Annotated in this window: 28 protein-coding genes and 2 rRNA genes; 21 read left to right on the forward strand and 9 right to left on the reverse strand. The window is 44.1% G+C overall.

Annotated features, from left to right (window positions below; translation table 11 throughout):
- Positions 1-202 precede the first annotated feature (202 nt).
- From NI464_RS02530 to NI464_RS02545, 4 genes are all read left to right on the forward strand, one after another.
- Positions 203-1,213 (forward strand): AraC family transcriptional regulator, encoded by a 1,011-nt coding sequence (locus NI464_RS02530; protein ID WP_004645946.1) that lies wholly within the window; start codon positions 203-205, stop codon positions 1,211-1,213.
- 197 nt (positions 1,214-1,410) lie between these two features.
- On the forward strand, positions 1,411-2,616 hold the full coding sequence (locus NI464_RS02535; protein WP_253137700.1) for an acetyl-CoA C-acetyltransferase: 1,206 nt from the start codon (positions 1,411-1,413) through the stop codon (positions 2,614-2,616).
- A gap of 11 nt (positions 2,617-2,627) precedes the next feature.
- Complete coding sequence (locus tag NI464_RS02540; RefSeq protein ID WP_174894281.1) at positions 2,628-4,763, forward strand: 3-hydroxyacyl-CoA dehydrogenase NAD-binding domain-containing protein; 2,136 nt, start codon at positions 2,628-2,630, stop codon at positions 4,761-4,763.
- Between the two features lie 161 nt (positions 4,764-4,924).
- Positions 4,925-5,272 (forward strand): hypothetical protein, encoded by a 348-nt coding sequence (locus NI464_RS02545; protein WP_253137701.1) that lies wholly within the window; start codon positions 4,925-4,927, stop codon positions 5,270-5,272.
- A gap of 69 nt (positions 5,273-5,341) precedes the next feature.
- Here the strand turns inward: NI464_RS02545 and NI464_RS02550 are convergent, their stop codons facing one another.
- A complete protein-coding gene (locus NI464_RS02550; RefSeq protein ID WP_253137702.1) occupies positions 5,342-5,773 on the reverse strand; it encodes a GNAT family N-acetyltransferase in 432 nt (143 codons plus the stop codon).
- Positions 5,767-6,990: a class I SAM-dependent methyltransferase gene (locus tag NI464_RS02555; RefSeq protein ID WP_243475085.1), complete on the reverse strand. Its 1,224-nt coding sequence runs from the start codon at positions 6,988-6,990 to the stop codon at positions 5,767-5,769. Before NI464_RS02555 ends, NI464_RS02550 begins: the two co-directional genes overlap by 7 nt.
- Before the next feature lie 102 nt (positions 6,991-7,092).
- Between NI464_RS02555 and trhA the strand changes: the two genes are divergently transcribed.
- The 3 genes from trhA (at position 7,093) to NI464_RS02570 (ending at position 9,722) form a co-directional block, all read left to right on the forward strand.
- A complete protein-coding gene (gene trhA / locus NI464_RS02560) occupies positions 7,093-7,737 on the forward strand; it encodes a PAQR family membrane homeostasis protein TrhA (RefSeq protein WP_005106124.1) in 645 nt (214 codons plus the stop codon).
- Between the two features lie 142 nt (positions 7,738-7,879).
- Positions 7,880-9,187, forward strand: a complete 1,308-nt coding sequence (locus tag NI464_RS02565; RefSeq protein ID WP_195725624.1) for an MFS transporter — start codon at positions 7,880-7,882, stop codon at positions 9,185-9,187.
- A gap of 133 nt (positions 9,188-9,320) precedes the next feature.
- On the forward strand, positions 9,321-9,722 hold the full coding sequence (locus NI464_RS02570; RefSeq protein WP_253137703.1) for a hypothetical protein: 402 nt from the start codon (positions 9,321-9,323) through the stop codon (positions 9,720-9,722).
- Between the two features lie 24 nt (positions 9,723-9,746).
- Here the strand turns inward: NI464_RS02570 and NI464_RS02575 are convergent, their stop codons facing one another.
- On the reverse strand, positions 9,747-10,757 hold the full coding sequence (locus tag NI464_RS02575; protein ID WP_253137704.1) for a metallophosphoesterase: 1,011 nt from the start codon (positions 10,755-10,757) through the stop codon (positions 9,747-9,749).
- 101 nt (positions 10,758-10,858) lie between these two features.
- Between NI464_RS02575 and NI464_RS02580 the strand changes: the two genes are divergently transcribed.
- The gene (locus NI464_RS02580; RefSeq protein ID WP_253137705.1) at positions 10,859-12,493 is read left to right on the forward strand and encodes a phospholipase D family protein; all 1,635 of its coding nucleotides are present in this window, start codon (positions 10,859-10,861) and stop codon (positions 12,491-12,493) included.
- A gap of 36 nt (positions 12,494-12,529) precedes the next feature.
- On the opposite strand, the gene NI464_RS02585 is transcribed toward NI464_RS02580, so the two are convergent.
- Positions 12,530-13,339: a lysophospholipid acyltransferase family protein gene (locus NI464_RS02585; protein ID WP_004732180.1), complete on the reverse strand. Its 810-nt coding sequence runs from the start codon at positions 13,337-13,339 to the stop codon at positions 12,530-12,532.
- Positions 13,340-13,528: 189 nt separating this feature from the next.
- Between NI464_RS02585 and NI464_RS15835 the strand changes: the two genes are divergently transcribed.
- The 8 genes from NI464_RS15835 to NI464_RS02620 all read left to right on the forward strand — a co-directional run bounded on the left by NI464_RS15835 (position 13,529) and on the right by NI464_RS02620 (position 18,465).
- Positions 13,529-13,660 carry a hypothetical protein gene (locus NI464_RS15835; protein WP_004645957.1) on the forward strand — a complete coding sequence of 44 codons (132 nt, stop codon included), beginning with the start codon at positions 13,529-13,531 and terminating at the stop codon, positions 13,658-13,660.
- A gap of 77 nt (positions 13,661-13,737) precedes the next feature.
- A complete protein-coding gene (gene hflX / locus NI464_RS02590) occupies positions 13,738-15,078 on the forward strand; it encodes a ribosome rescue GTPase HflX (RefSeq protein ID WP_004732184.1) in 1,341 nt (446 codons plus the stop codon).
- Positions 15,079-15,118: 40 nt separating this feature from the next.
- Positions 15,119-15,490 (forward strand): hypothetical protein, encoded by a 372-nt coding sequence (locus NI464_RS02595; RefSeq protein ID WP_004281691.1) that lies wholly within the window; start codon positions 15,119-15,121, stop codon positions 15,488-15,490.
- 9 nt (positions 15,491-15,499) lie between these two features.
- Positions 15,500-16,174 carry an LrgB family protein gene (locus NI464_RS02600; protein WP_004732186.1) on the forward strand — a complete coding sequence of 225 codons (675 nt, stop codon included), beginning with the start codon at positions 15,500-15,502 and terminating at the stop codon, positions 16,172-16,174.
- An 86-nt stretch (positions 16,175-16,260) separates the two neighbouring features.
- Positions 16,261-16,707 carry a DUF2147 domain-containing protein gene (locus tag NI464_RS02605; protein WP_253137706.1) on the forward strand — a complete coding sequence of 149 codons (447 nt, stop codon included), beginning with the start codon at positions 16,261-16,263 and terminating at the stop codon, positions 16,705-16,707.
- Positions 16,708-16,911: 204 nt separating this feature from the next.
- Positions 16,912-17,361: a DUF2147 domain-containing protein gene (locus NI464_RS02610; protein ID WP_004645961.1), complete on the forward strand. Its 450-nt coding sequence runs from the start codon at positions 16,912-16,914 to the stop codon at positions 17,359-17,361.
- A 60-nt stretch (positions 17,362-17,421) separates the two neighbouring features.
- Positions 17,422-17,871: a DUF2147 domain-containing protein gene (locus NI464_RS02615; RefSeq protein WP_004645963.1), complete on the forward strand. Its 450-nt coding sequence runs from the start codon at positions 17,422-17,424 to the stop codon at positions 17,869-17,871.
- 147 nt (positions 17,872-18,018) lie between these two features.
- Positions 18,019-18,465: a DUF2147 domain-containing protein gene (locus tag NI464_RS02620; RefSeq protein WP_004645964.1), complete on the forward strand. Its 447-nt coding sequence runs from the start codon at positions 18,019-18,021 to the stop codon at positions 18,463-18,465.
- Between the two features lie 57 nt (positions 18,466-18,522).
- On the opposite strand, the gene NI464_RS02625 is transcribed toward NI464_RS02620, so the two are convergent.
- From NI464_RS02625 to pdxA, 3 genes are read right to left on the reverse strand one after another with little or no spacing between them, the layout of a single operon-like run.
- Positions 18,523-19,368 carry a symmetrical bis(5'-nucleosyl)-tetraphosphatase gene (locus tag NI464_RS02625; RefSeq protein WP_004645965.1) on the reverse strand — a complete coding sequence of 282 codons (846 nt, stop codon included), beginning with the start codon at positions 19,366-19,368 and terminating at the stop codon, positions 18,523-18,525.
- Between the two features lie 6 nt (positions 19,369-19,374).
- The gene (gene rsmA, locus NI464_RS02630) at positions 19,375-20,187 is read right to left on the reverse strand and encodes a 16S rRNA (adenine(1518)-N(6)/adenine(1519)-N(6))-dimethyltransferase RsmA (protein ID WP_004645966.1); all 813 of its coding nucleotides are present in this window, start codon (positions 20,185-20,187) and stop codon (positions 19,375-19,377) included.
- Positions 20,188-20,220: 33 nt separating this feature from the next.
- Positions 20,221-21,189, reverse strand: coding sequence for a 4-hydroxythreonine-4-phosphate dehydrogenase PdxA (gene pdxA, locus NI464_RS02635; RefSeq protein ID WP_004645967.1), 969 nt, complete (start codon positions 21,187-21,189; stop codon positions 20,221-20,223).
- Positions 21,190-21,494: 305 nt separating this feature from the next.
- Between pdxA and rplM the strand changes: the two genes are divergently transcribed.
- From rplM to NI464_RS02660, 5 genes are all read left to right on the forward strand, one after another.
- Positions 21,495-21,923, forward strand: a complete 429-nt coding sequence (gene rplM / locus NI464_RS02640; RefSeq protein WP_004281682.1) for a 50S ribosomal protein L13 — start codon at positions 21,495-21,497, stop codon at positions 21,921-21,923.
- Between the two features lie 13 nt (positions 21,924-21,936).
- Positions 21,937-22,323, forward strand: coding sequence for a 30S ribosomal protein S9 (rpsI, locus tag NI464_RS02645; RefSeq protein ID WP_004281681.1), 387 nt, complete (start codon positions 21,937-21,939; stop codon positions 22,321-22,323).
- A 331-nt stretch (positions 22,324-22,654) separates the two neighbouring features.
- The gene (locus NI464_RS02650) at positions 22,655-23,308 is read left to right on the forward strand and encodes a glutathione S-transferase N-terminal domain-containing protein (RefSeq protein WP_004645969.1); all 654 of its coding nucleotides are present in this window, start codon (positions 22,655-22,657) and stop codon (positions 23,306-23,308) included.
- A 9-nt stretch (positions 23,309-23,317) separates the two neighbouring features.
- Positions 23,318-23,746: a ClpXP protease specificity-enhancing factor gene (locus tag NI464_RS02655; protein WP_004281679.1), complete on the forward strand. Its 429-nt coding sequence runs from the start codon at positions 23,318-23,320 to the stop codon at positions 23,744-23,746.
- Between the two features lie 18 nt (positions 23,747-23,764).
- Complete coding sequence (locus NI464_RS02660; RefSeq protein ID WP_004645970.1) at positions 23,765-24,412, forward strand: hypothetical protein; 648 nt, start codon at positions 23,765-23,767, stop codon at positions 24,410-24,412.
- Between the two features lie 247 nt (positions 24,413-24,659).
- On the opposite strand, the gene rrf is transcribed toward NI464_RS02660, so the two are convergent.
- Positions 24,660-24,774 (reverse strand): 5S ribosomal RNA (gene rrf, locus NI464_RS02665).
- Positions 24,775-24,996: 222 nt separating this feature from the next.
- Positions 24,997-25,136, reverse strand: a 23S ribosomal RNA gene (locus NI464_RS02670); the annotation flags it as partial.

Below are 25,136 nucleotides of genomic sequence, written 5' to 3' on the forward strand. Positions count from 1 at the left end.
CTCTACTTATATTGCTTTTTTCAGCATCTTAGGCACATAAATGCATAAAAACAATGTCATGTTCAGCCATTTACCTTGATAGTTTCGGCAATCTAATATGTAAGAAAATGGCAAAGGTATTCTTGTAAATTGCCATTGCTTTATTATTTTTCGTCATTTAGGTCAATTATTAGTGAACATTAAAGAGACTGAAGGATTAAACATGAGTCGCGATACGATCAGTATCCACTTCGTCAATGCAGCCTTATCTGGCGTTAAGCGTCTGGGCATGGATGTCGATACTTTATTGTCTCACGTCGGGATTGAAGCAGAATTGCTGCATCAGCCCAAAGCGCGTATTTCGCCTGAACAATATACCCGCTTTATTAAAATGTTGTGGATGGTAACCCAGGACGAGCATGTCGGCTTTGACAAACAGCAACGCCGTCTGGGTACGTTTGCGATCATGTGCCAGCTGATCATTCATGCCAAAACTCTGGGTGATGCACTGGAACTGTCTTCCCAGTTCTACAAACTCTTTGGTGATGACTGGTCGGTGACCCTGGAACGCGACAAACACGAAGCACGTCTGGTTCCGCTGATTCCAAATGCGATGGATCCGGATCATTTCATTACTGAAAGCATGCTGATGATCTGGCATGGCTTGGCGTCTTGGCTCATTGAGCGTCGCCTGCCACTGGAACGCGTGCATTTTAGCTACCCTCGTCCAGACCATGCCGATGAATATGATGCCTTATTCTTTGCGCCGGTAATGCAGTTCGATATGCCACGCACCGAGATCACTTTTGCTGCGGATTATCTGGATTTGCCAATTCGCCAGAATGAAGAAACTCTGGAAGAATTTTTGAAAGCAGCGCCGGCCCAACTGCTGGTGAAATTCAAAAATACCAATTCACTGACTTCTAGAATCCGTGATGTGCTGAAGAGCCAGATTGGTGAAGAAATGCCAACCTTGAATGATGTGGCATCGATGTTATATCTATCACCGCAAACCTTGCGTCGCCGTCTGGCAGCCGAAGGCAAAAGCTATCAAGGCGTGAAAGATGCATTGCGACGTGATGCCGCAATTCACCTGTTACTTAACCCTGATCTTACCCTTGAAGATGTCGCACAACAGGTCGGTTTCAGTGAAACCAGTACCTTCCACCGTGCTTTCAAAAAATGGACAGGTGTGACTCCGGGTCTGTATCGTCAATTACATGGCTATCATTAATCAAGTAATGCCGCAAAAGAGCATGTAATAATAAAACCAGTTCTCTCCGCCTAAGCATTAGCTTAGGCTTTTTTATAGCTAAAATTGGCTAAATCGCTCAAATGATCTGGCCCGTTCTCGTCATTGCACTTCAAAAATTAAGGATTACACTCGAATCATTAGAATAATTTTCATTAAATCAATAAAAGGAACATGCTATGAGCGAGGCATATATTATTGACGCCATTCGTACGCCACGCGGAAAAGGCAAAAAAGATGGATCTTTACATCAAGTAAAACCCATTTCATTACTGACTGGTTTACTCAATGAACTGAAAGACCGTCACGGACTGGACACCTCAAAAGTCGATGATATTGTGCTGGGTTGTGTCACCCCGATTGGTGATCAGGGGGCCGATATTGCCAAGACCGCTGCCATTGCTGCGGGTTGGGACAATGATGTCGCTGGCGTGCAAATCAACCGTTTCTGCGCTTCCGGACTCGAAGCTGTCAATCTGGCCGCACAAAAAGTCCGTTCTGGCTGGGAAGATCTGGTCGTTGCAGGCGGCGTCGAATCCATGTCCCGCGTAGCGATGGGTTCTGATGGCGGCCCTTGGGCGCTTGACCCTGAGACCAATATGGCCTGTGACTTTATTCCGCAAGGTATCGGTGCAGATTTAATTGCCACGATTGACGGTTATAGCCGTGCAGAAGTAGACCAGTTTGCCGAACAATCACAAAAGAAAGCAGCTGCCGCTCAAGCCAATGGTTACTTTAACGCATCCGTTATTCCAGTAAAAGATAAAGCCGGTGTAGTGATTCTGGATAAAGATGAATTCATCAAACCGATAACGACCGCTGAAGGCTTAGATAAACTCAATCCAAGTTTCGCCACTATGGGGCAAATGGGCTTTGATGCAATTGCCCTGCAAAAATATCCTGAAGTCGGTGCTGTCAATCATGTGCATCATGCCGGGAATTCCTCAGGCATTGTCGATGGTGCGGCTGTGGTTTTGATCGCATCGGAACAAGCAGTAAAAGAACAAGGTCTGAAGCCACGTGCCAAAGTACTGGCGACGGCATTGGTCGGTGCAGATCCGACCATTATGCTGACCGGCCCTGCCCCGGCTGCTCGTAAGGCCTTGGCTAAGGCGGGTTTAACGATTGATGATATTGACCTGTTTGAAGTCAATGAAGCTTTTGCTGCCGTGGTGATGCGCTTTATCAATGAAATGAAGGTTGATCCTGCCAAGGTGAATGTCAACGGCGGTGCAATTGCCATGGGACATCCACTCGGTGCAACTGGTGCGATGATTTTAGGGACATTACTGGATGAGTTAGAACGCCAGGGCAAAAAGCGGGGTCTGGCTACACTTTGTGTGGGTGGCGGTATGGGCATCGCAACCATTATTGAACTGGTATAAGGAGAAAAATAATGAGCGCAATTCAATATCAAAAAAATGAAGATAATATTGTTATTTTAACGTTTGATTCTCCAAACCAGTCTGCCAATACCATGAATGCCGACTTTCGCACGGCACTGGATGAAGTCGTTGCCCAGTTACAAGCAGATGAAGATATTGCCGGGATTATTTTCCGTTCAGCGAAAAAAACTTTCTTTGCTGGCGGTGATCTGGATGAACTGATTCAAGCTACTCCTGAACATGCAACTGAATTCTTCAATATGATTGAAGAGATGAAAGCCAAACTACGCTATATTGAAACTCGCGGTATTCCTGTGGTTGCTGCACTGAATGGTACGGCGCTTGGCGGTGGCTGGGAAATTGCCCTGTGTGCCCATCACCGTATTGCCCTGAATGACCCTAAAAGCAAATTTGGCCTGCCTGAAGTCACACTGGGTTTATTACCAGGTGGCGGTGGTATCGTCCGTAGCATCCGCCTGCTCGGTCTGCAAAATGCCCTTCCTTTATTGATGGAAGGCAAACAGTTTGGAGTCGATAAAGCCAGATCTTTAGGGTTGATTCACGATCTCACAGACAGTACCGATGAACTGTTGAAAAAGGCCATTGCTTGGATCAAAGCCAATCCAAAATCTCAGCAGCCATTCGATGTAAAAGGCTATAAAATTCCGGGTGGTAGCCCTTCGACACCAGCAGTTGCCCAGATGCTGGCAATCGCTCCGGCGATGCTGCGCGATAAAACCAAAGGCTGCTACCCTGCACCTGAAGCGATCATGTCGGCTGCAGTAGAAGGTGCACAGGTCGATGTCGATACAGCCCTGACCATTGAATCACGTTACTTTACTTATCTTGCCATCGGTCAAATTTCTAAAAATATGATTGGCACCTTCTGGCATGGCCTGAATGCGATCAAGTCCGGTGCCAGTCGCCCTCAAGGTATTGAAAGATGGAAAGCCACGAAAGTCGGTATTCTAGGTGCGGGCATGATGGGTGCTGGGATCGCCTATGCCACTGCCAGCAAAGGCATTCCAGTGGTGCTAAAAGACATTTCAATCGAAGCGGCTGAAAAAGGCAAAGCCTACAGCCAGAAACTGCTGGATAAAAAAGTCGCTCAAGGGCGTTTAACGGCCGAGAAACGAGATCAGGTTCTGGGTCTGATTCAAGCGACTGCATCGAATGAAGATCTAGCGGGTTGTGACCTGATCATTGAAGCCGTCTTTGAAAATCCCGCGCTCAAGGCTCAAGTCACGCAAGAGGCAGAGCAATATCTTATCAGCAACGGGATGATGGCTTCGAATACCTCGACCCTGCCGATCACAGAATTAGCCCAGGCTTCAAAAAATGATCAGAACTTTATCGGCCTGCATTTCTTCAGTCCGGTCGATAAAATGCAGCTAGTCGAAATTATCAAAGGTAAAAATACCTCGGCAGAAACGCTGGCCAAAGCTTTCGATTTCGTGCAGCAGATTGGCAAATTACCGATTGTGGTGAATGACAGCCGTGGCTTCTTTACCAGCCGCGTGTTTGGCACCTTTGTACAGGAAGGCTTGCGTCTGCTGGCAGAAGGCGTACATCCGGCACGAATTGAAATGGCAGCTCTCAAAGCCGGTATGCCGGTAGGCCCGTTGGCGATTCAGGATGAAGTGTCCTTGACCCTGTCTGAACATGTGGCCAATGAAAGATACAAAGCTTTAGGAGCACAAGGTCAGACCATCACTAAATCACCTGCGGATGACGTGATTCACAGCATGATTCACGAATTTAACCGTAAAGGTAAGGCCGCAGGCGCAGGTTTTTATGATTATCCGGCCGATGCCAAAAAGCAGCTCTGGTCTGGTCTCAGCCACTGGAAAAAAGACAACGATATTTCTGAACAGGAAATGATTGACCGCTTCCTGTTTGTACAGGCACTCGATACCGTGCGCTGTCTGGAAGAAGGTGTCCTGGAATCTGTGGTCGATGCCAATGTCGGTTCTATTTTTGGTATTGGCTTTGCCGCCTGGACGGGCGGTGCTGTGCAATTCCTGAATCAGTATGGTTTAGCCAAAGCCGTGACCCGTGCCAAAGTACTTGAAAATAAATATGGCGAACGCTTCAAAGCCCCACAACTCCTCAAAGATCGCGCAGCACACGCTCAGCCGATTCAATAATTTGAGCACTTAAATAAAAAGAGGAACGTGTTTCCTCTTTTTTATCTTCCAGATTTGCTTCAAGCAATGAACAGAGTCATGTGATGACAGATTTTGATCTGCTTTTTGATCAATTTATGTTATAAAGTTACATAAGTTTGGTATCCACGTGGGTAAGACCTATGACTGATCACAGTTCACCTGAAAAATCTCCTTGGGGTTGGAAAGCACTTATTATCTTCTGTATTTTAGGTGGATTATTCATGCTTATTTTTTGGCTCGCGATAAGTAATGAACCGGATTACATGCCAAGCCAGCAAAATAAACAGACTACCCAGCAACACGCTTTTAAAAATGCACCAACGATGTCTCCAGAAGCGCTTGCCAAAGCGCAGGCGGATCGTGAAGCACGTGAAGCTACCAATACGGCTCATCCAGGTACGACAGCTGCTGAACACAATATGTCAGCTGAAGAACATGCCAATATGGATAATGCCGAGCACAGCTCAAATGCAGCACATAGCCACTGATCCAGATTCAGTCTATGCATAAAAAAGCGAGGTCAATGCCTCGCTTTTTCGTATTTGAATGGCTGAAAATTAAAGCTTTAAATACATATCAATATGCGGAATTCCACAATCCAGATATTCATCACCTTGAGCTTCAAATCCCAGCGCTTGATAGAAGCCAATGGCGTGCACTTGCGAAGACAGCTTTACCAACTTACGCTGCTCTGCACGCGCATAGTCAATCACGGCCTGCATCAAGCGCTGACCAACACCGAAACCGCGTGCTGTTGTTAGGACTGCAACCCGACCGATACTATTATTTGACAATAAGCGTGCTGTAGCAATCGCCTGATCCTGCTGAAAAACAATGAAATGTACAGCAACCGCATCCTCAGCATCCCACTCATCTTCAGCTGCTATATGCTGTTCTTGAATAAATACGGCTTCACGAATCATTTTGGCAGGCGTTGCCAAATCCTTCCAGCTGCCGGACACTATTTTCAATTCTGGATTATTTAGCATTTAGAACCAATTCCCTGCTGATCCCATTGATCATTAAGCAACAATTCCAGTGAATGTTTCTGGATCCCATACATCTCTTTTAGTGCCTGGATTTGTGCCAGAACTTCCTGATCGGGTTGTTGATAGTCTTTGCGTTTTGTCGCCAGAATCATTTTATTTTTACTGGTATGTTCCAGCGCCACAAATTCAAAAACTTTGGTTTCATAACCATAAGCTTTGAGCAGTAAAGCACGAATGGTATCGGTCAACATTTCTGCCTGCTGTCCGGCATGAATACCAAACTGTAACATCGGGCTGAGGACTTTTGGCGCCTGCAACTGCGGACGCAATTCCTTATGACAACACGGTGCACACATGATCATCTGTGCATTCAGGCGAATCCCGCTATGAATCGCAAAATCTGTTGCTACATCACAGGCATGTAAGGCAATCATCACATCCAGACGTTCTGGCGCATAGGTACGCACATCCCCCTGGAAAAAGTCCAGCTGATCAAAACCAGATTGCTGCGCGACATTCTGGCAGAATTCAACCATTTTCGGATTAAGCTCTACCCCCGTGACATGCGGCGTTTGACCATGTTTTTGCATATAGTCATATAAAGCACAGGTCAGATAGCCTTTACCCGAACCAAAATCCACCACGCGCAGGCCTTCGGCTTGTGGCTTAATCTGCGCCAGGGCACCTGAGAAAATTTCCACAAACTTATTAATCTGCTTCCATTTGCGCGCCATGCTCGGAATAATTTGCGCTTTTTGATCGGTAATCCCGAGATGCTGGAGAAAGATACTGTCCTGATCGACAAAACGTTGTTTAATCCGGTCATGACCTTGTTCAGCAGGCTTCGCCTGATTCATCGCTACTTTATGTTTACTGCGCGTTAACATGGCTTTTTTCTTGTTTTTTTTCAGCTGTAATTCTTCATCGACGGTGATCAGATTGGCTTGTTTGCAACACGCCAGTAGTGAAGTAACCTGAAATAATGCTTCATCCAAAGGATAATTCTTGGTGACATCCTGCGTCTTGTAACGATACAGGCAGCTCAATACGCGCTGTTCATTTAATGTAATGACTCGCAAGGTCATTTTTTCTAAATCCTGCAGTTCACCTTTATACTGGCTTAAGATCAGGCGATCAAATTGATCCCTTTCAACAGCTTGCTGAAAGGTGTCCAAGAATTGCTGTTCCTGATCTGAGAGAGTTGCCAACGTTGACATAGATAAAACCTGAAATGAATTGCGCATCAAGTTTAAATCTTCTTAACCTAAAAGCAAAATTGAATTACTATACAAGTGTATATTTGAAGAAGAATGACAATCATGCAGAATGCTCCACTGGTTCCAGATTATGATCAAAATGAGGAACGGATTAACTATATTAGTCATGGCGTAGGTGCCGGACTGTCCATTGTTGCTGGTATTCTTTTGATTATTAAAGGGTCTTACCTAAGTACTGGACAATGGATTGGACTATGGGTTTATGCGCTGAGCATGATTCTGTTATTTTCTGCTTCGATGCTCTATCACATGGCCACTGCAGCAGACCGCCGTTATTTTTATAAAAAAATCGATCATACTGCGATTTATTATTTAATCGCCGGAACTTATACCCCTTTCCTGTCGATTGCCATTCCGACTGCCAAAGCCCAGTATTTATTGATTGCACTGTGGGTGATTGCCCTTCTTGGAACACTTTTCAAGTTCGTTTTCATTCATCGTTTCCAGAAACTTTCTTTGGCTGCTTATCTGGCCATGGGCTGGCTGGCACTACTGGTGATTGATGATATGCAGCAATATTTAAGTGCTCAATCTTTAACCTTTCTCATCATTGGTGGACTCGCTTATACCGTGGGTGCATTGTTTTACGCTTTAAAAAGAGTAAGATATACCCACGCTATCTGGCACATATTTGTATTGATAGGCGCAGGATCACATTTTCTGTCTATCTATCTTTACGTGATTTAATCATCTCCTTTTTCATTTCAGTGACCCTGAGCGAGTTGAAGCGAGAAGATTGCAGTTGTTTTTTTAAAAAATTACGCCTTTTTTAAAAAGATTACGCTTTTAAAACTAAGTTTTTTTATTTTTAGTAAGTGTAAGGTTTTCCATGGCGTCGTCTAATTCTGCTGCTCAGCCAGCACAAAATTCAAAATTTCGCGTTTTAACAGCAAGCTTGGTAGGCACCACAATCGAGTTTTTCGATTTTTATATTTATGCCACCGCTGCTGTCATTATTTTTCCGTATCTGTTCTTCCCTGCAAGTACAGATCCGATGACCGCAACTATTCAGTCTCTTGCGACTTTTGCGATTGCCTTTATTGCCCGTCCTATTGGGGCAGCATTATTTGGTCATTTAGGTGACCGGATCGGACGAAAAGCCACCTTGGTTGCAGCTTTGCTAACTATGGGGATTTCAACCGTTGCGATTGGCCTATTACCCACTTATGCGCAAATCGGGATTGCTGCGCCACTCCTGCTTGCACTGTGCCGTTTAGGTCAGGGCTTGGGTCTGGGCGGTGAATGGTCAGGTGCGGTACTGCTTGCGACCGAAAATGCGCCTGAAGGCAAGCGTGCCTGGTATGGCATGTTCCCGCAACTGGGTGCTCCAATTGGCTTTATTCTGGCGACAGGTTCTTTCCTGACCCTTGGTGCTTTCATGTCTGAAGCGGACTTTATGGCGTGGGGCTGGCGTATTCCGTTTATCTCAAGTGCCTTGTTGGTAATTATGGGTTTATGGATCCGTTTAAAACTGCATGAAACACCGGCTTTCCAGAAAGTGCTGGATAAACAAAAAGAAGTGAATGTTCCTTTTGTTCAGGTATTCAAAAAGCATTCCCGCATGCTGGTTCTGGGCACGATTGCTGCAATCTGTACATTCGTTGTGTTCTACCTCACTACGGTATTTGCACTGCAATGGGGAACCAAACAGTTAGGTTATTCTCGTGAAGAATTCCTGCAATTGCAGTTAGTTGCAACCCTATGTTTTGCTGCCTTTATCCCGCTTTCAGCAGTATTAGCCGAGAAATTTGGCCGTAAGACTACTTCGATTGCGGTATGTGTCATTTCTGCGATCTTCGGTATCTTCTTTGCAGATATGCTTGAATCTGGCAGCACCTTGGTGGTGTTCCTGTTCTTGTGTATTGGTCTGGCCATCATGGGCTTAACTTATGGGCCAATCGGTACGGTATTGTCTGAAATTTTCCCGACTTCAGTTCGTTATACCGGTTCTGCATTAACCTTTAACCTGGCAGGCATTTTCGGTGCATCCTTTGCTCCGTTAATCGCAACCAAACTGGCAACTGCCTATGGTTTGTCTGCAGTTGGTTATTACCTGACCGCAGCCTCTATCCTGTCGCTGGTCGCATTTTTGCTGATTCGTGAAACCAAGAATGATGATGTAAATAATCAGATCTAAAGTTTTAGATAGATTCAGAAGCCAGCATTCAATGCTGGCTTTTTTTATGATTTCACAACAAAACTCTGCTACTGATCTGCTGAAGTTTGCTCAACAATCAAATGGACTCAATTCCAAAAAATGAGGCAAGATCATGCAGGAGCTTATTGAATCCCTGTCGCAGGAGCAGTTGGTCAATATCATTATTTTGCTGGAAGATGATAAAAAATTAGAAGCTGTACGCTATATCACCGAGCATACGCCTCTGGATGAAGATCAGGCGCTACAAGTGATTGAAGAAATTGTGCGTGAGTACGATGTAGTCATGAAAAATGAAACGATAGGGCCGCGCTTTAGTGATGATGCCGGTGAGATTGACCTGGTGACGCCCCCGCTTGAAATTCCAACCCATCCGAGCCTGAATATACCAACAGAGGCCGAATTCACCGCACAGCAATTACGTGAAGAAGTTCCAACCCGAAAAATCGAAAAGAAAATCTGGATGATGGCGGCCATCGCAGTCGTGTTGCTGATTCTGGTCTGGATCATCAGTTAACGCGGTACAGCACGCCGACTGAATTTAAATCAGTTCAATAATATCAATGGTAGGTGGCACCCGGAAACGGAAAGGTACACCGACCAAGCCGGTACCGACAGTGACGAACACATCTGCATGTTCATGACGGTACATGCCCTTTTTATGCCCCAAAATTGAAACTTTTTTCATGACGTAATCGGTCAGCCAAGGCAGCTCTACCTGTCCGCCATGAGTATGTCCAGACAGCATTAGAGGGCGCGTCGGCAGTTTCGGAATCATATCGACTGTATCCGGGTTATGCGAAAGAATGACCCAAGGCTTGTCCTGAGGCAGGTCGGGCAAACTGCGCATATCGGCTTTTCCAGCCCAGAGATCACCTACGCCCAAGAGACGAAATTCATCAAATTCAACAATTTGACCTTCAATATCCATGACCTGATTGACTTGCAGTGCATAGTGCAACAGTTCCCGAATCGGCGGTCCGGGATATTGCTCATCATGATTACCATTGACCGAATAAACAGGAGCGTGAATCTCTTTTAAAACTGCCAGTTCCTGTGTCAGTTTATTTTCTGGCTCATAAGTCCAGTCGCCAGCAACCACCACCAAATCAGGTTGAATATGATTTAATTTGTGTACAATTTGTCGCAACTGCCGCTCATGACCCGAAAACAGACCGATATGCAAGTCTGCAATCAGGGCGATTTTCACCGGCTGCTTTAAACGTTTATCTGCATTGATCTGATATTGTGTCGTTTTCACTTGAATTAAATACGGCTCGATAAAGCGGGCATAAGTCAGAACCCCACTGAGCAAAAATACAAAAATAGCTTCATGCAGTGAATAATAACCCGTCCATCCAGCATAAATACTGAAGAAAACCAAAGGGATCAATAAATAGGCAAGATAAAACGCCAGCAAATGACCAAAAGCTTTAAAGGGATGAATGGTTTCGGTACGTGATTGGCTCGACCATGCCTGAGCCACAGCCCAGATGGCTAAAATCGCCATTCCCAGATAAAAATAAAACAGTACGGAATTCGAATCCCACATAAATTGGCCTTATTCAGTCGAGCAGCAGATTACTGGCTTTATATTTATCTTTTCATAGCTGGCAATTATACTCAATTCTAATTTTTCATTCTTCGACTTATATGGCCACTGCTCCCCGCGATCAAGTTCATCTTCAATCCTCAGGTTTTATACGCACTCATCGCTATAAAGCCGGCATTTTACTGAGCTGTAGCCTGGTTCTAGGTCTGCCTGCATGTAGCACCTTACCCAAGCAAACCGAACAGCCAAGCCAGATGGCATTTGAAACGGATACATCGCAAACCAGCCTGGCACAAATTGTTGAACCTTTACGTGACCAGAACATCGGTCTGACCGGCTATCGCGTGCTGTATGATCCGCTTGAAGCACTGGCTGCTCGGATTCAGCTGATTAATAAAGCGGAACGCAGTCTGGATCTGCAATATTACATCTGGGATAACGACCGGATCGGTGCCCTCGCCCTGCATGCGATTATTCAGGCAGCAGATCGAGGCGTAAAAGTGCGCCTGTTGATGGATGACAATAATGCCAAGAAAATGGAAGGGATTTATCTGGCCTTGAACCAGCATCAAAATATCGATGTCAGACTGTATAATCCCTATCGCTTTCGTAAATACCGCGCCATGGACATGGTGCTGGATTTAAAGCGCATTAACCGCCGCATGCACAATAAAAGCTTTATTGTCGATAACCAGATTGCCTTGATTGGCGGGCGCAATATGAGTAACCAGTATTATAATGTCAGTGAAAGCTATCAGTTCTCTGATGTCGATGTGATGCTGGTCGGTGCAGCATCGGATGAAATCATTCATTCCTTCGATGAATACTGGAATGATGATTATGCCTATCCGGTACAAGAGGTGGTGAATCCACGGCATCATGGCTTACGTTTTCCAAGCTTAAAACAACAGCTAGAAACCCATAGTCAGGATCCAGCCACTCAAAATTATCTGGATCTGGCCAATCGTTCCAGAGCCTTTGACCAATGGCTGGAACAAAACATTCAGCTGGATTGGGTGGAAGCCGAAGTAGTCAAAGATCCACCGAGCAAAATCAAAGCCAAGGCCAAAACCGAAGAACACCTGAATTTCCAGTTATTACAGCGGCTGGAAAAACCTGAACAAAGTGTCGATATTGTCTCTGCCTATTTTGTTCCGGAAAAAATCGGCGCAGACCGTTTAAAGAAATTGGCGAATGAGAATATCAAGGTTCGTGTCCTGACCAACTCTTTTAAGGCCAATGACGTTGCCGTAGTGCATGCTTTTTATGCCAAATATCGTCAGGATCTATTGGAAAATGGGGTGCAGCTGTATGAGTTTCTAGCAGCCCCAGAAGCTAATCACCTAAATGCCAATACTGAGGAAATTTCGAAAAAAGCTAAAGTCAGCCTGAAAGGACTGAGCCGTTCCAGCCTGCATGCCAAACTGATGGCACTGGATCAAAAACAGGTGTTTATTGGTTCTTTTAACTTTGATCCGCGTTCAGCCTATTTGAATACTGAAATTGGCGTGTTGCTGAACAGTCCGTCTTTGGCACGTGCAGTACACGACACCATGGACAAAAATTTAAGCAAATATGCGTATAAACTGGTGCTGGATGCGAATCAGAACATTAACTGGAAAATCAAGAAAGCCAATGGTGACGTTCAAACGTTTACCAAAGAACCAAAAATGAAATGGTATCAGAAAGCTGGACTTAAACTGGTGTCGTGGCTGCCTATTGAAGGCTTTATGTAAGTTTGATTCTTTGAACAAAAACCATAAAAAAGCCTCTTATTGAGGCTTTTTCAATACCCGTGACTGAAGTTCAACTAGGCCAGTCTGCATTTTTTCCTGGACCACACGGGTAAGGCTTTCAACCGTATGCCCTTCCGTGGCAATTGCAGGTAAAGCCACTAAATGTGCAATGACTTGCGGCATTTCCAGTACTTTTTTGACATGGGCAGCAAAACTGATGTCATTGACAAACGGCGCAACCATATCCAGTTCGCCCTGCTGATTCACATAACAAATCAGACAGATTTGTACAGGACGCTGCGCTTCAATCGCGGCGCCTAAAATCCGGCCATGCACTTTTTTGATGGCTCGTCCATCAGAAGTCGTCGCTTCAGGAAAGAACAGCACCGGAATATTCTGTTTGAGAAAATCGGTAATTTGTTCACGGATCCTGACGGAATCTCCTGAACCCCGTTTAATAAATAAGGTACCCCCACCCTTGGCCAATTTGCCTAGAATCGGCCAGTTCTCGATTTCTGCTTTCGCCAGAAAAAATACGCGCGCTCCGGAACCCAGAACGGCAATATCCAGCCAAGACACATGATTACTGACCCATAAGGCGGGTTCACGTGGAATCTCGCCATGCACCTGCACTTCGATATTGAATACTTTGCATAACTGACGGCAAAAATGTTGCACATAGCGCGTATTGGTCGGGTTATTCGGATTTTTATATAAGCCATGACGAAAAACCAAGTAAAACCCTTCACTAATGGTAGCCAATGAAGCTGTGATTTTCCGGCTATACAGGAAAAACTTGGCCAAGCCTTCGATATCTGGAGTCTGGTTTTGTACAGTCGAGTTCATAAAAACGTCATTAAATCCTAAGCGAGATACAGGGAATATCCACGAATTAAACTCATTCTATACTGTTCATTCGCAACTTGCATTGATAATAAAAATCGACCAATAACATCTATATCTTCAATTTTAATTGGATTAAAAAATCATTCAAAATAAAACTATCGAAATATTAGATTGAAAAGGATCATAGCTATGCCAGATCAAACTCAGCCCGCGAACGACACACCACAGCCTTTACAAGTGCTCAAATATATTTTGGGCGGCACCTTCATCTATGCCGTGGTACTGGTAACACTTGCACAACTGTTTATCAGCGCACTTTAAACCAAAGCCGTGCTAATTCAGTATCTGCACAGCCCTTTTTCAACTACACTAAAGTTTTCAAGTGGAGATTGGCCTGAGTGGAATATTTACAACAACATCGAGGGAAAGAGCGCGTCATTCTGGTGAGTGTCAGCGTACAAATGCTGGATGACCTTGATGCTGAAGAGTTTCGTTTGCTGGCCCAGTCTGCAGATGCTGAAATTCTGGAACATATTTATGCTCAGCGGGTGAAACCCGATGCCAAATTTTTTATCGGCTCCGGCAAGGCAGAAGAAATCGCCGAACGTGTTGAAGAACTGGAGGCCAACCTGGTTATTTTTGACCATGCCCTGACCCCAGCCCAAGCCCGTAATCTGGAACAGGTGATCAAATGCCGCGTGGTCGATCGTACTGAACTGATTCTGGATATTTTTGCCCAGCGTGCCCGTACCTATGAAGGCAAGTTGCAAGTCGAACTGGCACAGCTACAACATTTATCTTCGCGTTTAATTCGTAGTCGTGGCAATCTCGACAGCCAGAAAGGCGGGATCGGTTTACGTGGCCCGGGTGAAACCCTGCTGGAAACTGACCGCCGTTTGCTGCGTATCCGTATGGGACAGCTCAAGGCACGCATTGATAAAGTCCGCCAGACCCGGATGCAAGGCCGTGTTGCTCGTCAAAAAGCTGCTGTGCCGACGGTATCTTTGGTCGGTTATACCAATGCCGGCAAGTCCACCTTGTTTAATTTACTCGCCAACAGCGATGTCTATGCAGCCGATCAGCTGTTTGCAACCTTGGACCCTACTTTACGGCGTCTGGAATGGGATGGGATTGGCAATCTGGTGCTGGCCGATACGGTAGGTTTTGTCCGTAACCTTTCCCATTCGCTGGTTGAATCCTTTAAAGCAACTTTGGAGGAAACCGTAGAAGCCACGCTGTTACTGCATGTCATTGATTCAAGCAGCCCAGAAATGCTGGAGCAGATTGAAGCTGTAGAAAAAGTGCTGAAAGAAATTGGTGCAGATGTGCCGATCTTGCAGGTTTACAATAAAATTGACTGTAGCGGTGAAGAAGCCAAAATTATTTATCGACGTCCAGGTGAACCGGAACGGGTCTATGTTTCGGCACATAGTGGCGAAGGAATTGACCTGCTGCGTAAAGCAGTACATGAGTCCTTGATGGGGCAACTACAGTCTTTCGATTTAATCTTGAAACCCGCTTATGGCAAGCTGCGCAACCAGCTCTATGGTCTGAATGTGATCCAGTCAGAACATTATGATGATGAAGGCCAACTACATCTGCATATTCGAATTGCCCCACAGAAACTGGAACAGTTGATTAAACAGGCGCATTTACCTTTAGATGAAATCCTGGGCAAACAGGCGCAGCAATTTCAACGTCCACTGGAAGCGTTTGAAATCCAGTCAAAGATCGAGTAAAACTTGATAAGTAAACTTATTAATATTAATGATCATAGCAATGAACTGGATAAAACGAATAGATTGGCCGGCATGGATCGGCACCCTTTTACTAATTATTGTCTTTCGGGAAGCTTCAGTCTGGTTAATGACCCAACTGAATCATCCTGAATTAGGTAATCTGGTCGGATTATTGAGCCTTTTAATTGCGCTGTTTACCTGGCGCTATTTTGGCAAGCTTCCTGCTCGCCTGGTCGATACCAATAACAAGCTCATGAAGGAAAGCGCCTTTGCCTTCCTGCCTGTCAGTGCAGGTGCACTGATGATGCTGGTACATATGGGCCAGAAAATTCCGGCCTTTCTGTTCATCATGTTTTTCAGCACCCTGATTCCTTTATGGATTTACGCCAAAATGGCCAAGCGCTGGTTATAGGAGTTCCGCATGTTATCTATTTTGTATGGCTTTGCGGTTACCCTCATCGCCTATCTGATTGCCAAACCCTGTAACCGGTTCATTCCGCAAATTCCCGTCATCGTGTTCAGCATGTTCTTTGTACTGGTGATTTTATTTGCGCTCGGCATTCCCTATGAAAATTACATGGATGAAGTTAATCCACTTTTCAACCATTTACTCGGCTATGTGACCGTCGCACTTGCTATCCCTTTGGCCGCGATGCGCTACGATGACTTGCCGCTCAAAGCCATTATCGGCATTTTGGTTTTTGCCAGTATCAGTGCTGTCGCCTTGCCGATGGGACTAGCTTATCTGCTGCATATGTCCTCTGCAGATATTATGGCGTTTGCTACCCGCGCAGTGACCACTCCAATTGCGATTAATATTGCCACCCTGCTGGATGCACCCATCAGCATGGTCATTCTGATCGTGATTCTTTCTGGTGTGATTGGTGCAGCTTTTTCTCCATTTATTCTGAGACATATCAATGATGAACGTGCCTCCGGACTGGCTTTAGGACTAGCCGCACATGCCATTGGTACAGCTCAGGCCTGGCAGCGTGGCAGTATTGCAGGACGTTATGCCGCATTTGGTATGGCCGTCAATGCAGTCTTTACCGCGGTCTGGTTGCCTACGTTTATACTTTATTTGCAAAAAATGTGACTAGTGAATCAAATTAATCATTTGTTTTATGTGGTAATCGTTCTTACTATAGAGTAAGAACTCTAATCCAACCTAGGAACAGATATATGAATAAGGTTCAATTTTTTTCAACTTTACTTTTAGCCTCTTTCAGCCATTTGGCCTTTGCCTCTGACCTTTCAGGCACATGGAGAAATATTGACGACAAAACTGGTTCGCCTAAAGCATTCCTCGAAATTCGTGAGACGGCTTCCGGCGTCTATGCTGCCAAGATCACAAAAATTACTCCGCGTCCTGGATATACCCCGAAAGAAAAATGTGTGTCCTGTCCTGCACCTTATACCAATAAACCTATTCTCGGTCTGGATGTGCTCACTGGCTTAAAGCACGTCGGCAATAACAGTTTTGCTCAAGGCAAGCTGCTTGATCCATTATCAGGGAATCTTTATAACACCAAGGCAAAATTAAGTGCTAATGGGAAACGTCTGATCCTACGCGGCTATATCGGCGTTTCAGCACTAGGCCGTAGTCAAACCTGGATTAAGCAGGATTAATTCCTGCTTTATTAAATAAAATGTGACGGGGTTATGCTTTAGTAGATAGAAGCTTGCATTTTAATGCATTAAGTTGTATGAATATTAAACATATGCTTTTTTCATGCAATATATATTATGAAAGTGTATTAACGTAGTTTGCGTCAACATTCACCACATGGAATTAGGTGAATGTTCATAAAAAAATAAGGATAAGGATATCGCATGTATAAAATCGCAATTTTAACTGTTTTTTCAGCTTCTTTATTCACAGGCTCTATGGCCTTTGCTCAGGAGTTATCTGGTCTTTGGCAACAGATTGATGATAAAACCGGCTCACCTAAAGCATTGATTGAAATGAAAACGCAGGCTGATGGCTCCTATACCGGAACGATTAATAAAGTCACACCTCGCCCAGGTTATACACCACGGGAAAAATGTGTCAAATGTCCACCACCTTATACCGATAAACCGATTTTGGGATTAGACGTTATTAAAGGACTGAAACCCACCACCAAAAATAACTATGCACATGGCCGGGTACTCGATCCACTCACCGGCAAAATTTATGATTTAAAAGGGCGGATTTCTGCCAATGGGAAACGACTGACTTTACGTGGATATATCGGGATCTCTGCGATTGGTCGCACACAAACCTGGATTCGCCAGGATTAATAAAAACAGCACTTTTGTGTTGGGGATATTTTATTCATCTATAAAAAAGGCATAAATATAATGAAACAAACTAAATTAGGATTAATGTTCATCGCTGCACTGATGACTGGGACTGCTTATGCACAGGATCTGACGGGCATCTGGCAGCAAATTGATGATAAAACCGGCTCACCAAAAGCAATTATTGAAATTCGTCAAAATGATAATGGGACTTTTGCTGGAAAAATTATCAAAGTGACTCCACGTCCAGGCTATACTCCACAAAAGACCTGCAATAAATGTCCCGCGCCTTATACCAATCAGCCGATCATGGGCATGGATGTATTGACTGGTTTAAAACATGTGGAAGGCACCAACAATTATGAAAAAGGTAAAGTGATTGATCCATTGGCAGGTAAAGTTTATGACGCTCGAGTGCGTCTAAATGCCAATGGTAAACGTTTAACCTTGCGTGGTTATGTGGGTGTGTCCGCTTTAGGCCGTAGCCAGACCTGGATTCGCCAAGATTAATACCTAATTCTCATTATTCAAAAAAGCTGCCAAATTGGCAGCTTTTTTTAGTGTATCAACTCTATAGTATTCAGATAAGTGTTGACTATTTTAGTAAGATTTCTAACATGAGCGGGCGATGATAAAAATTCTTTGGAATGACTCTCTATGTTTAAAAAAATATTACTTGCCGCGCTTACAGCAGGATGTATGACGAATTTGTGGGCAGACGATATTACCGGGACCTGGCAACAAATTGATGATAAAACGGGGGCGGCTAAAGCGATTATCGTCATTAGCAAAGAAGCAAATAATACCTATTCAGGCAAAATTGTAAAAATCACGCCTCGCCCAGACTATAATCCACGTGAAAAATGCAATAACTGCCCTGCACCTTATACCAATCAGCCTATTTTAGGCATGACCATTTTAAAAGGCCTAAAACTGGTTGAAGGCACCAAAAATTATGACAAAGGTCGTATTATCGATCCATTGGCAGGTAAAATTTATGATGCAAAAATGCGTTTAAACAATACCGGTAAACGTTTAACCTTACGTGCCAGTATGGGCGTTTCAGTTCTAGGCCGTAACCAGACCTGGATTCGTGCAGACTAATCAAGAATCCAAGAATTAAAAAAGCCACGTGATCACGTGGCTTTTTATTGGATACACTTAGATCACCGGATTATCAACCGCGAACATCTGCTGATCTTCCAGGCGGAAGGCCATCAGTTGATTACCCCAGACACAACCGCCATCTACATTCTGAATCTTGTTCGAAATGGTTTTACCGTTCAAGGCGGCCCAGTGACCAAACAGGATCTGATGAGTTTGTGCGGCCTGTGATTCAAACTCAAACCAAGGTTTAAAGCCTTGCGGCATCGGATCATCCAGCGCATCTTTAAAGCTGTATTCCAGGCGTCCCTTAGCATCGATTAAACGCATCCGGGTCAAGTAATTCACGATACAGCGAATACGTTCATGGCCTTGTAGTTGATCCGACCAGAGTGCTGGTTCTTTCCCGAACATTTCTTTCAGGAAATCATCCAGCACATCAAAGTCATCATGAGCAATGATCGCTTCAACTTCTTGTGCCAATTGAGCAGTTTTTTCTGCACTCCAGATATTCGGAATTCCAGCATGCGTCAGAATAGTCTGCTCATTTGGAAATAGACACATTGGCTGTTTGCGCAGCCAGTCAATCAGGTCATCACTGTCGATCGCATCAATCACATCACGGACATTGTCTTTTTCTTTTACTGGCTTGATACCACGGGCATAAGCCAGCAAAGTCAAATCATGATTTCCCAAGACCGTCGCAGCCGCACCTTGTTCAGCCAGCTTTTTGATAAACCGCAATGCAGCGATTGAGTTTTCACCACGTGCAACCAAATCTCCAGCAAACCAGATAAAATCTTGTTCTGCATCAAACTGGATTTCCTTGAGTAAAGCTTTCAAGGCCTCAAAACAACCTTGAACATCCCCAATCACATAATTATATCGAGCAGTGCGGTTCATCGTAATTTAAGCCACCATTTGATCTGAAAGTGCAACAAACTGTTCAAGGGTTAGGGTTTCTGGACGCGCCATCGGATCAACACCCGCTTTTTCAAAACCTTCTTCGACCAGCATACCCTTCAAGCTGTTACGCAGAGTTTTACGACGCTGGGTAAAGACATGCGATACCAGACGTGCCAGCGCTTTTTCATTCTTCGCCACAATCGGTTTAACTTTATAAGGCTCTAAACGGAATACCGCTGAGGTCACTTTTGGAGGCGGATTAAAAGATCCAGGTGGCACTTCGAATAAGAAAGTCGGTTTACAGAAATATTGAATCATCACCGACAGACGGCCATATTCTTTGGTATTCGGTGATGCGGTAATGCGATCCACGACTTCTTTTTGTAGCATGAAATGCATGTCTTGCACTTTGTCACCAAATTCCAAAAGATGGAATAACAATGGCGTAGAAATATTATAAGGCAAGTTACCGACGACACGTAGTGGACGATCTTCCTGAAACAATTGAGAATAATCATATCTCAAGGCATCGGCTTCAATAATGGTTAAACGTTCCGGATGCGGCACACGACCCGGCAGACCAGCAGCCAGATCACGATCCAGCTCAAGTACGGTTAAGGCATCACATTCGCCAATTAAAGGTGAAGTCAAAGCGGCCAGACCCGGGCCAATTTCCAGAATGTTCTGACCTGGACGCGGATTGACTGAGCGTACAATTTTGGCAATGACACGCTGGTCATGTAAAAAGTTTTGACCAAATCTTTTTCGAGCCTGATGCCCTTCATCTTTTGGGTTTAAGGCATTAATTTGATACATAAAAACATTTCCAACGTGAGTGATGAACAATAATCAGTGGCGCGCCAGATCGAGGGCTAAATCGACAGCAACGTGCAGGCTGGAACTTTTCGCAAGTCCCGTCCCCGCAAGGGAGAGTGCTGTGCCATGATCAACAGAAGTTCGAATAAACGGTAAGCCGAGGGTAATATTAATGGCTTCACCAAAGCCCTGTGATTTTAACACAGGTAAGCCCTGATCGTGATACATCGCCAGAACAGCATCAGCATCTTTTAGGTTTTCTGGAGTAAATAAAGTATCAGCAGGTAGGCTTAAACTCATGTTGATACCTTGGGCACGATAGCTTTCGAGTACCGGATTGATCACTTCAATTTCTTCCATCCCCAAATAACCGCCCTCCCCGGCATGCGGATTTAAACCGCAAACCAGTATATTCGGCTGTTCAATCTTGAATTTGGATTTCAGGTCGTGAATCAGAATATCAATCACCTGATGCAAGCGTTCAGGCGTAATCGCATCTGCCACGGCACGAAGCGGAAGATGGGTAGTGGCCAAGGCCACGCGTAAAGTTTTGGTGGCCAGCATCATGACTACACGTGGAACACCAGCAAATTCCTGGTAATACTCGGTATGACCACTAAAAGAAATGCCCGCTTCATTTATCACGGACTTTTGTACAGGCGCAGTCGCGACGCCGACACTTTTTCCTGACATGGCATAGTCTGCGGATCGACGCAGTTGCTCCAGTACATAAGCCGCATTGTTCAGATTCAGCTCACCCAATACGACGTCTTGCTGCACGGGAACATGCTCTACAAATAGCTGACCGATGCCTGAAGATGACTCCTGTCCTTGATATTCAATCAGCTCAACCGATAATTTGAGTATCTGAGCACGTTGCTCGAGCATATGAATATCCGCCAATACCACAATTGGGCGCTCATCAACACGATCTGCAAGACTCAGGCAAATATCAGGACCAATTCCGGCAGGTTCCCCACTGGTGACATATAAAGGCAGCATCATCTTCTCAATTTGGCAAAGCTGAGAAATATTATAACCCGATCACGCCTACGCTGTAGTAATCATTGCAAAGAGTACTTATAAATCAATATTTTGATACCATTGAAACTATGGTTACAAATATAGTTGCAGTTTTTGTAGCATATAAAGGCTTAGGTCTTTCTTTCACCAGGGAGATTAGATAAAATACAGCGCTTGAAATTTTAATTTTCATTTGTGATTCTTCACGTATTCGTTTAGAATCGCGTCTCCTTTAGTTTGGACAGATTCCATAGTCCAAACCAACTATAATAGGTAGTGGTTTAATGAAAACTCTCAGCGCTAAGCCAGCTGAAGTTCAACACGACTGGTACGTTGTTGATGCTTCTGGCAAAACTTTAGGTCGCCTTGCGACTGAAATCGCTCGTCGTTTACGCGGTAAGCATAAAACTTCTTATACTCCTCACGTTGACACTGGCGACTACATCGTTGTTATCAATGCTGAAGAAATCACTGTGACTGGTAAAAAGTCACAAGATAAGAAATACTATCGCCACACTGGTTTCCCTGGTGGTATCCGTGAGACTAACTTTGAAAAGTTAATCGCTCACAAACCAGAAGCAGTTCTAGAAAAAGCTGTTAAAGGTATGTTACCTAAAGGTCCTCTTGGTTATGCAATGATCAAGAAAATGAAAGTGTATGCAGGTACTGAGCATCCACACGCTGCTCAACAGCCACAAGTTTTGGACATCTAAGGGATAACAGCACATGGCTACTAATTATGGTACAGGTCGCCGTAAGACCGCAACTGCACGTGTTTTCCTATCAGCTGGTACTGGTAAACTCGTAATTAACAACCGTACTCTTGAACAGTATTTCGGTCGTGAAACTGCTCGTATGGTTGTTAACCAACCACTTGAGCTTCTTGAAGCTACTGACAAATATGACCTTTACATCACTGTTGCTGGTGGTGGTATTGGTGGTCAAGCAGGCGCTATCCGTCACGGTATTACTCGTGCATTGATCGCTTCTGACGAAACTTTAAAACCTGCTCTTCGTCAAGCTGGTTTCGTTACTCGTGATGCTCGTGAAGTTGAACGTAAGAAACTTGGTTTACGTAAAGCTCGTAAACGTCCTCAGTTCTCTAAACGTTAATTCGTTTACCGAATCGGACAAAAAACCCTGGATTTTCCAGGGTTTTTTTATGGCGGTTAGTGGGTCATTTAGAACTTTTTTCTTGTTATTGTTCATGTACATCCTTACCCCATACCCCTTCGTGACACCAGAATGACTTCATCAAATAATAATTTGCGATCCCAATACAGATAAACAGCAAAATGACAGGAAGCTTGATCAGCATCTTATTTTCCTCCAGTTGTTTTTCTTATAATCTACCTTGGCTCAAGCCGATTGATCTTTGATGCTTGGTGCTTTTTAGGTTGAATTTTAGTATCCTAGTCTATTCATTAGAAGCTCATCAGGATTTATGTCAGTCGAAAGCGCGCCTCTTCAAGGAATCACTCTCTATAGTCATGCCGATGACTTTCGTTCCCATTGGATTCGCTATGTGCTTACCGAAAAACAGATTAAATATAACCTGATTTTGGTGGATGCCGATGATGAGGATCTGGCCAGTCTCAATCCTTATAATCAATTGCCGATGCTGATCGAAAATGAACTTAAATTATTTAATACTTCGATTATCTCAGAATATGTAGATGATCGTTATCGTCAGAATAAACTGTATGCCGATGCTCCGATGCCCCGGGCAGAGCAACGACAATACATCTGGCGCTTTGAAAATGACTGGCTGAAACTGGCTGATCTCATGTTACGCCATCCTGATACGCTGGATAAGAAAGCCAGAACTCAGGCACAAAAGCAGTTACAGGATATCCTGATTTCACTAATGCCACTATTCCAGCATTTTCCCTATTTTATGTCTGAACAATTTAGTATCCTGGATTGTATGTTGGCACCAATTTTTATCCGTCTGAAACAGATGGGCGTAGAATTACCACAGCAGCAATGCCGTCCGTTTTATTTATATTGCCAACGAATTTTTAGTCGTCCTGCCTTTGTAAAATCCATGACATTGCAGGAAAAGAACCGTTATTCAGTGCAACTCAAACATCCATAGAGAAACATCATGTCCGAACAAGAATTCAACCTTAGCCCTACCCGTCCCTATATGGCACGTGCAATCTATGAGTGGGTTTGCGATAACAATATGACGCCTTACCTGCTGGTGGATGCCACACGCCCAAATACCATGGTTCCTGAGCAGTTTATTAAAGATGGACAGATTGTTCTGAATATTGTGCCACATGCCGTGCATGCGCTGCATATGAGCAATGATGCCATTAGCTTCTCGGCTCGCTTTGGTGGCGTTTCTCGTGATATTTATGTGCCTATGGCAGCAGTACTCGGTATTTATGCACGTGAAAATGGTCAAGGTTTATTCTTTGATCCAGGTGAATATGAGCATACACAAAATGATGAAGATGCTTTAAAATCAAGCACTGAAGAACAAACTGAACAACCAAAGAAAAAACCGACTTTAAGACTATTAGATTAAAAATAATGGAGCAAGTGAATGGCTTTTGATTTAGTACAATATTTTGTTGAACAGATAGAGACTCAAAAGCCTGAGCTTCTAAAAGAATATACAAAAGAAGAAAGACGAAAATATATATCAGAAATCAATGCCTTAACTTTAGGAAAACTTATTACTGAATGGCGTCATAACCCACAAAAAATTTATAATGAAATCAATCATCCTGATGAATTATATATCCTGGAAATCGTGCGTCATCTCGCTACCAGTCCGGAAAATCAATCCACTCTGGATCGAGCCCAGCTTGAGCACAGCACTTCAGAAATTTTTCATTTACAGCTTATTGAATTAAAACAACTGCATGATACCGGCAACCATAATATCCATAGCATTCAGGAATTACTGACCGGGCAAATTGAACATTTATCTGGTCAAGCAGATGATTGGGTTTGGACAACAAACAAGCTAACAGAACTCAAAGGCTCTAAACCAATTGTGCAAGAAGAGCTATCATTGGAAGCATCAATGAAGGAGTTTAATCAAATGGTAAGCCAGAATCAGCAGCATCAAGATATCGAAGAAGTGATTGTTGTCGACACCCCAAAATGGGCAAAGATTGTTGAACCAATCGTAGCGATTGCCATTCTTTGGGTATTAATTGCAGCCGTAATGCGTGTGTTTGGATAAAATAGCCAGCAGTAAAAAACCAGCGATTTGCTGGTTTTTTTATGTGCCAAAATTTACAAAATCAGCTTATAAACTCTTTTAGAGCCAGCCTTACAGAGATCCTAATAGGTCAAACAAATTGACAGGAGTCCTCTGTCTCAGAAGAATCTGATCAACTTTGAGGTATAGATATGTTAAATATCTTATCTAAAAACCCGCACATAAAAAAATCCCCCTCTGCGTATGCGGAGGGGGATTTCGAATAATGAGCTGGCGATGACTTACTCTCACATGGGTAACCCCACACTACCATCAGCGCTAAGAGGTTTCACTTCTGAGTTCGGGAAGGGATCAGGTGGTTCACTCTTGCTATGGTCGCCAGCACAACTGGTATGATTACTTACTGAGGTCTTATGGTTGCCTTAGCTTTCTTCAAATCTTGCACTCTGTTCAAAGCAGTGCTTTGAACATCGTTCATTAACAGGTATATCTGAGTTGCAGTAGTTTGTTCGTTTAGCGTAACTAAATCAAGTCACTTTGTTTAATATCGAATCAATTGATCCTCACTTCTTTCGAAGTTCGTACAACAACTGTTTGGGTGTTGTATAGTCAAGCCTCACGAGCAATTAGTATTGGTCAGCTTCACATATCGCTATGCTTCCACATCCAACCTATCAACGTCGTAGTCTTCAACGGCTCTTTAGGAGACATAAAGTCTCGGGGAAATCTTATCTTGAGGTAGGCT

The sequence above is a fragment of the Acinetobacter lwoffii genome, from assembly GCF_024129685.1.
Taxonomy (GTDB): Bacteria; Pseudomonadota; Gammaproteobacteria; order Pseudomonadales; family Moraxellaceae; genus Acinetobacter; species Acinetobacter lwoffii_X.

What these genes read in the sequence shown, in the direction of transcription:
- NI464_RS02570 (WP_253137703.1), top strand. Translation starts at nt 9,321, where the DNA reads ATGCAGGAGCTTATTGAATCCCTGTCGCAGGAGCAGTTGGTCAATATC.
- NI464_RS02610 (WP_004645961.1), top strand. Translation starts at nt 16,912, where the DNA reads ATGTATAAAATCGCAATTTTAACTGTTTTTTCAGCTTCTTTATTCACA.
- rplM (WP_004281682.1), top strand. Translation starts at nt 21,495, where the DNA reads ATGAAAACTCTCAGCGCTAAGCCAGCTGAAGTTCAACACGACTGGTAC.
- NI464_RS02530 (WP_004645946.1), top strand. Translation starts at nt 203, where the DNA reads ATGAGTCGCGATACGATCAGTATCCACTTCGTCAATGCAGCCTTATCT.
- NI464_RS15835 (WP_004645957.1), top strand. Translation starts at nt 13,529, where the DNA reads ATGCCAGATCAAACTCAGCCCGCGAACGACACACCACAGCCTTTACAA.
- NI464_RS02550 (WP_253137702.1), bottom strand. Translation starts at nt 5,773, where the DNA reads ATGCTAAATAATCCAGAATTGAAAATAGTGTCCGGCAGCTGGAAGGAT.
- NI464_RS02545 (WP_253137701.1), top strand. Translation starts at nt 4,925, where the DNA reads ATGACTGATCACAGTTCACCTGAAAAATCTCCTTGGGGTTGGAAAGCA.
- NI464_RS02580 (WP_253137705.1), top strand. Translation starts at nt 10,859, where the DNA reads ATGGCCACTGCTCCCCGCGATCAAGTTCATCTTCAATCCTCAGGTTTT.
- NI464_RS02535 (WP_253137700.1), top strand. Translation starts at nt 1,411, where the DNA reads ATGAGCGAGGCATATATTATTGACGCCATTCGTACGCCACGCGGAAAA.
- NI464_RS02540 (WP_174894281.1), top strand. Translation starts at nt 2,628, where the DNA reads ATGAGCGCAATTCAATATCAAAAAAATGAAGATAATATTGTTATTTTA.
- rpsI (WP_004281681.1), top strand. Translation starts at nt 21,937, where the DNA reads ATGGCTACTAATTATGGTACAGGTCGCCGTAAGACCGCAACTGCACGT.
- NI464_RS02600 (WP_004732186.1), top strand. Translation starts at nt 15,500, where the DNA reads ATGTTATCTATTTTGTATGGCTTTGCGGTTACCCTCATCGCCTATCTG.
- NI464_RS02575 (WP_253137704.1), bottom strand. Translation starts at nt 10,757, where the DNA reads ATGTGGGATTCGAATTCCGTACTGTTTTATTTTTATCTGGGAATGGCG.
- NI464_RS02605 (WP_253137706.1), top strand. Translation starts at nt 16,261, where the DNA reads ATGAATAAGGTTCAATTTTTTTCAACTTTACTTTTAGCCTCTTTCAGC.
- NI464_RS02585 (WP_004732180.1), bottom strand. Translation starts at nt 13,339, where the DNA reads ATGAACTCGACTGTACAAAACCAGACTCCAGATATCGAAGGCTTGGCC.
- NI464_RS02595 (WP_004281691.1), top strand. Translation starts at nt 15,119, where the DNA reads ATGAACTGGATAAAACGAATAGATTGGCCGGCATGGATCGGCACCCTT.
- NI464_RS02650 (WP_004645969.1), top strand. Translation starts at nt 22,655, where the DNA reads ATGTCAGTCGAAAGCGCGCCTCTTCAAGGAATCACTCTCTATAGTCAT.
- NI464_RS02620 (WP_004645964.1), top strand. Translation starts at nt 18,019, where the DNA reads ATGTTTAAAAAAATATTACTTGCCGCGCTTACAGCAGGATGTATGACG.
- pdxA (WP_004645967.1), bottom strand. Translation starts at nt 21,189, where the DNA reads ATGCTGCCTTTATATGTCACCAGTGGGGAACCTGCCGGAATTGGTCCT.
- NI464_RS02555 (WP_243475085.1), bottom strand. Translation starts at nt 6,990, where the DNA reads ATGTCAACGTTGGCAACTCTCTCAGATCAGGAACAGCAATTCTTGGAC.
- NI464_RS02565 (WP_195725624.1), top strand. Translation starts at nt 7,880, where the DNA reads ATGGCGTCGTCTAATTCTGCTGCTCAGCCAGCACAAAATTCAAAATTT.
- trhA (WP_005106124.1), top strand. Translation starts at nt 7,093, where the DNA reads ATGCAGAATGCTCCACTGGTTCCAGATTATGATCAAAATGAGGAACGG.
- NI464_RS02655 (WP_004281679.1), top strand. Translation starts at nt 23,318, where the DNA reads ATGTCCGAACAAGAATTCAACCTTAGCCCTACCCGTCCCTATATGGCA.
- NI464_RS02625 (WP_004645965.1), bottom strand. Translation starts at nt 19,368, where the DNA reads ATGAACCGCACTGCTCGATATAATTATGTGATTGGGGATGTTCAAGGT.
- rsmA (WP_004645966.1), bottom strand. Translation starts at nt 20,187, where the DNA reads ATGTATCAAATTAATGCCTTAAACCCAAAAGATGAAGGGCATCAGGCT.
- NI464_RS02660 (WP_004645970.1), top strand. Translation starts at nt 23,765, where the DNA reads ATGGCTTTTGATTTAGTACAATATTTTGTTGAACAGATAGAGACTCAA.
- NI464_RS02615 (WP_004645963.1), top strand. Translation starts at nt 17,422, where the DNA reads ATGAAACAAACTAAATTAGGATTAATGTTCATCGCTGCACTGATGACT.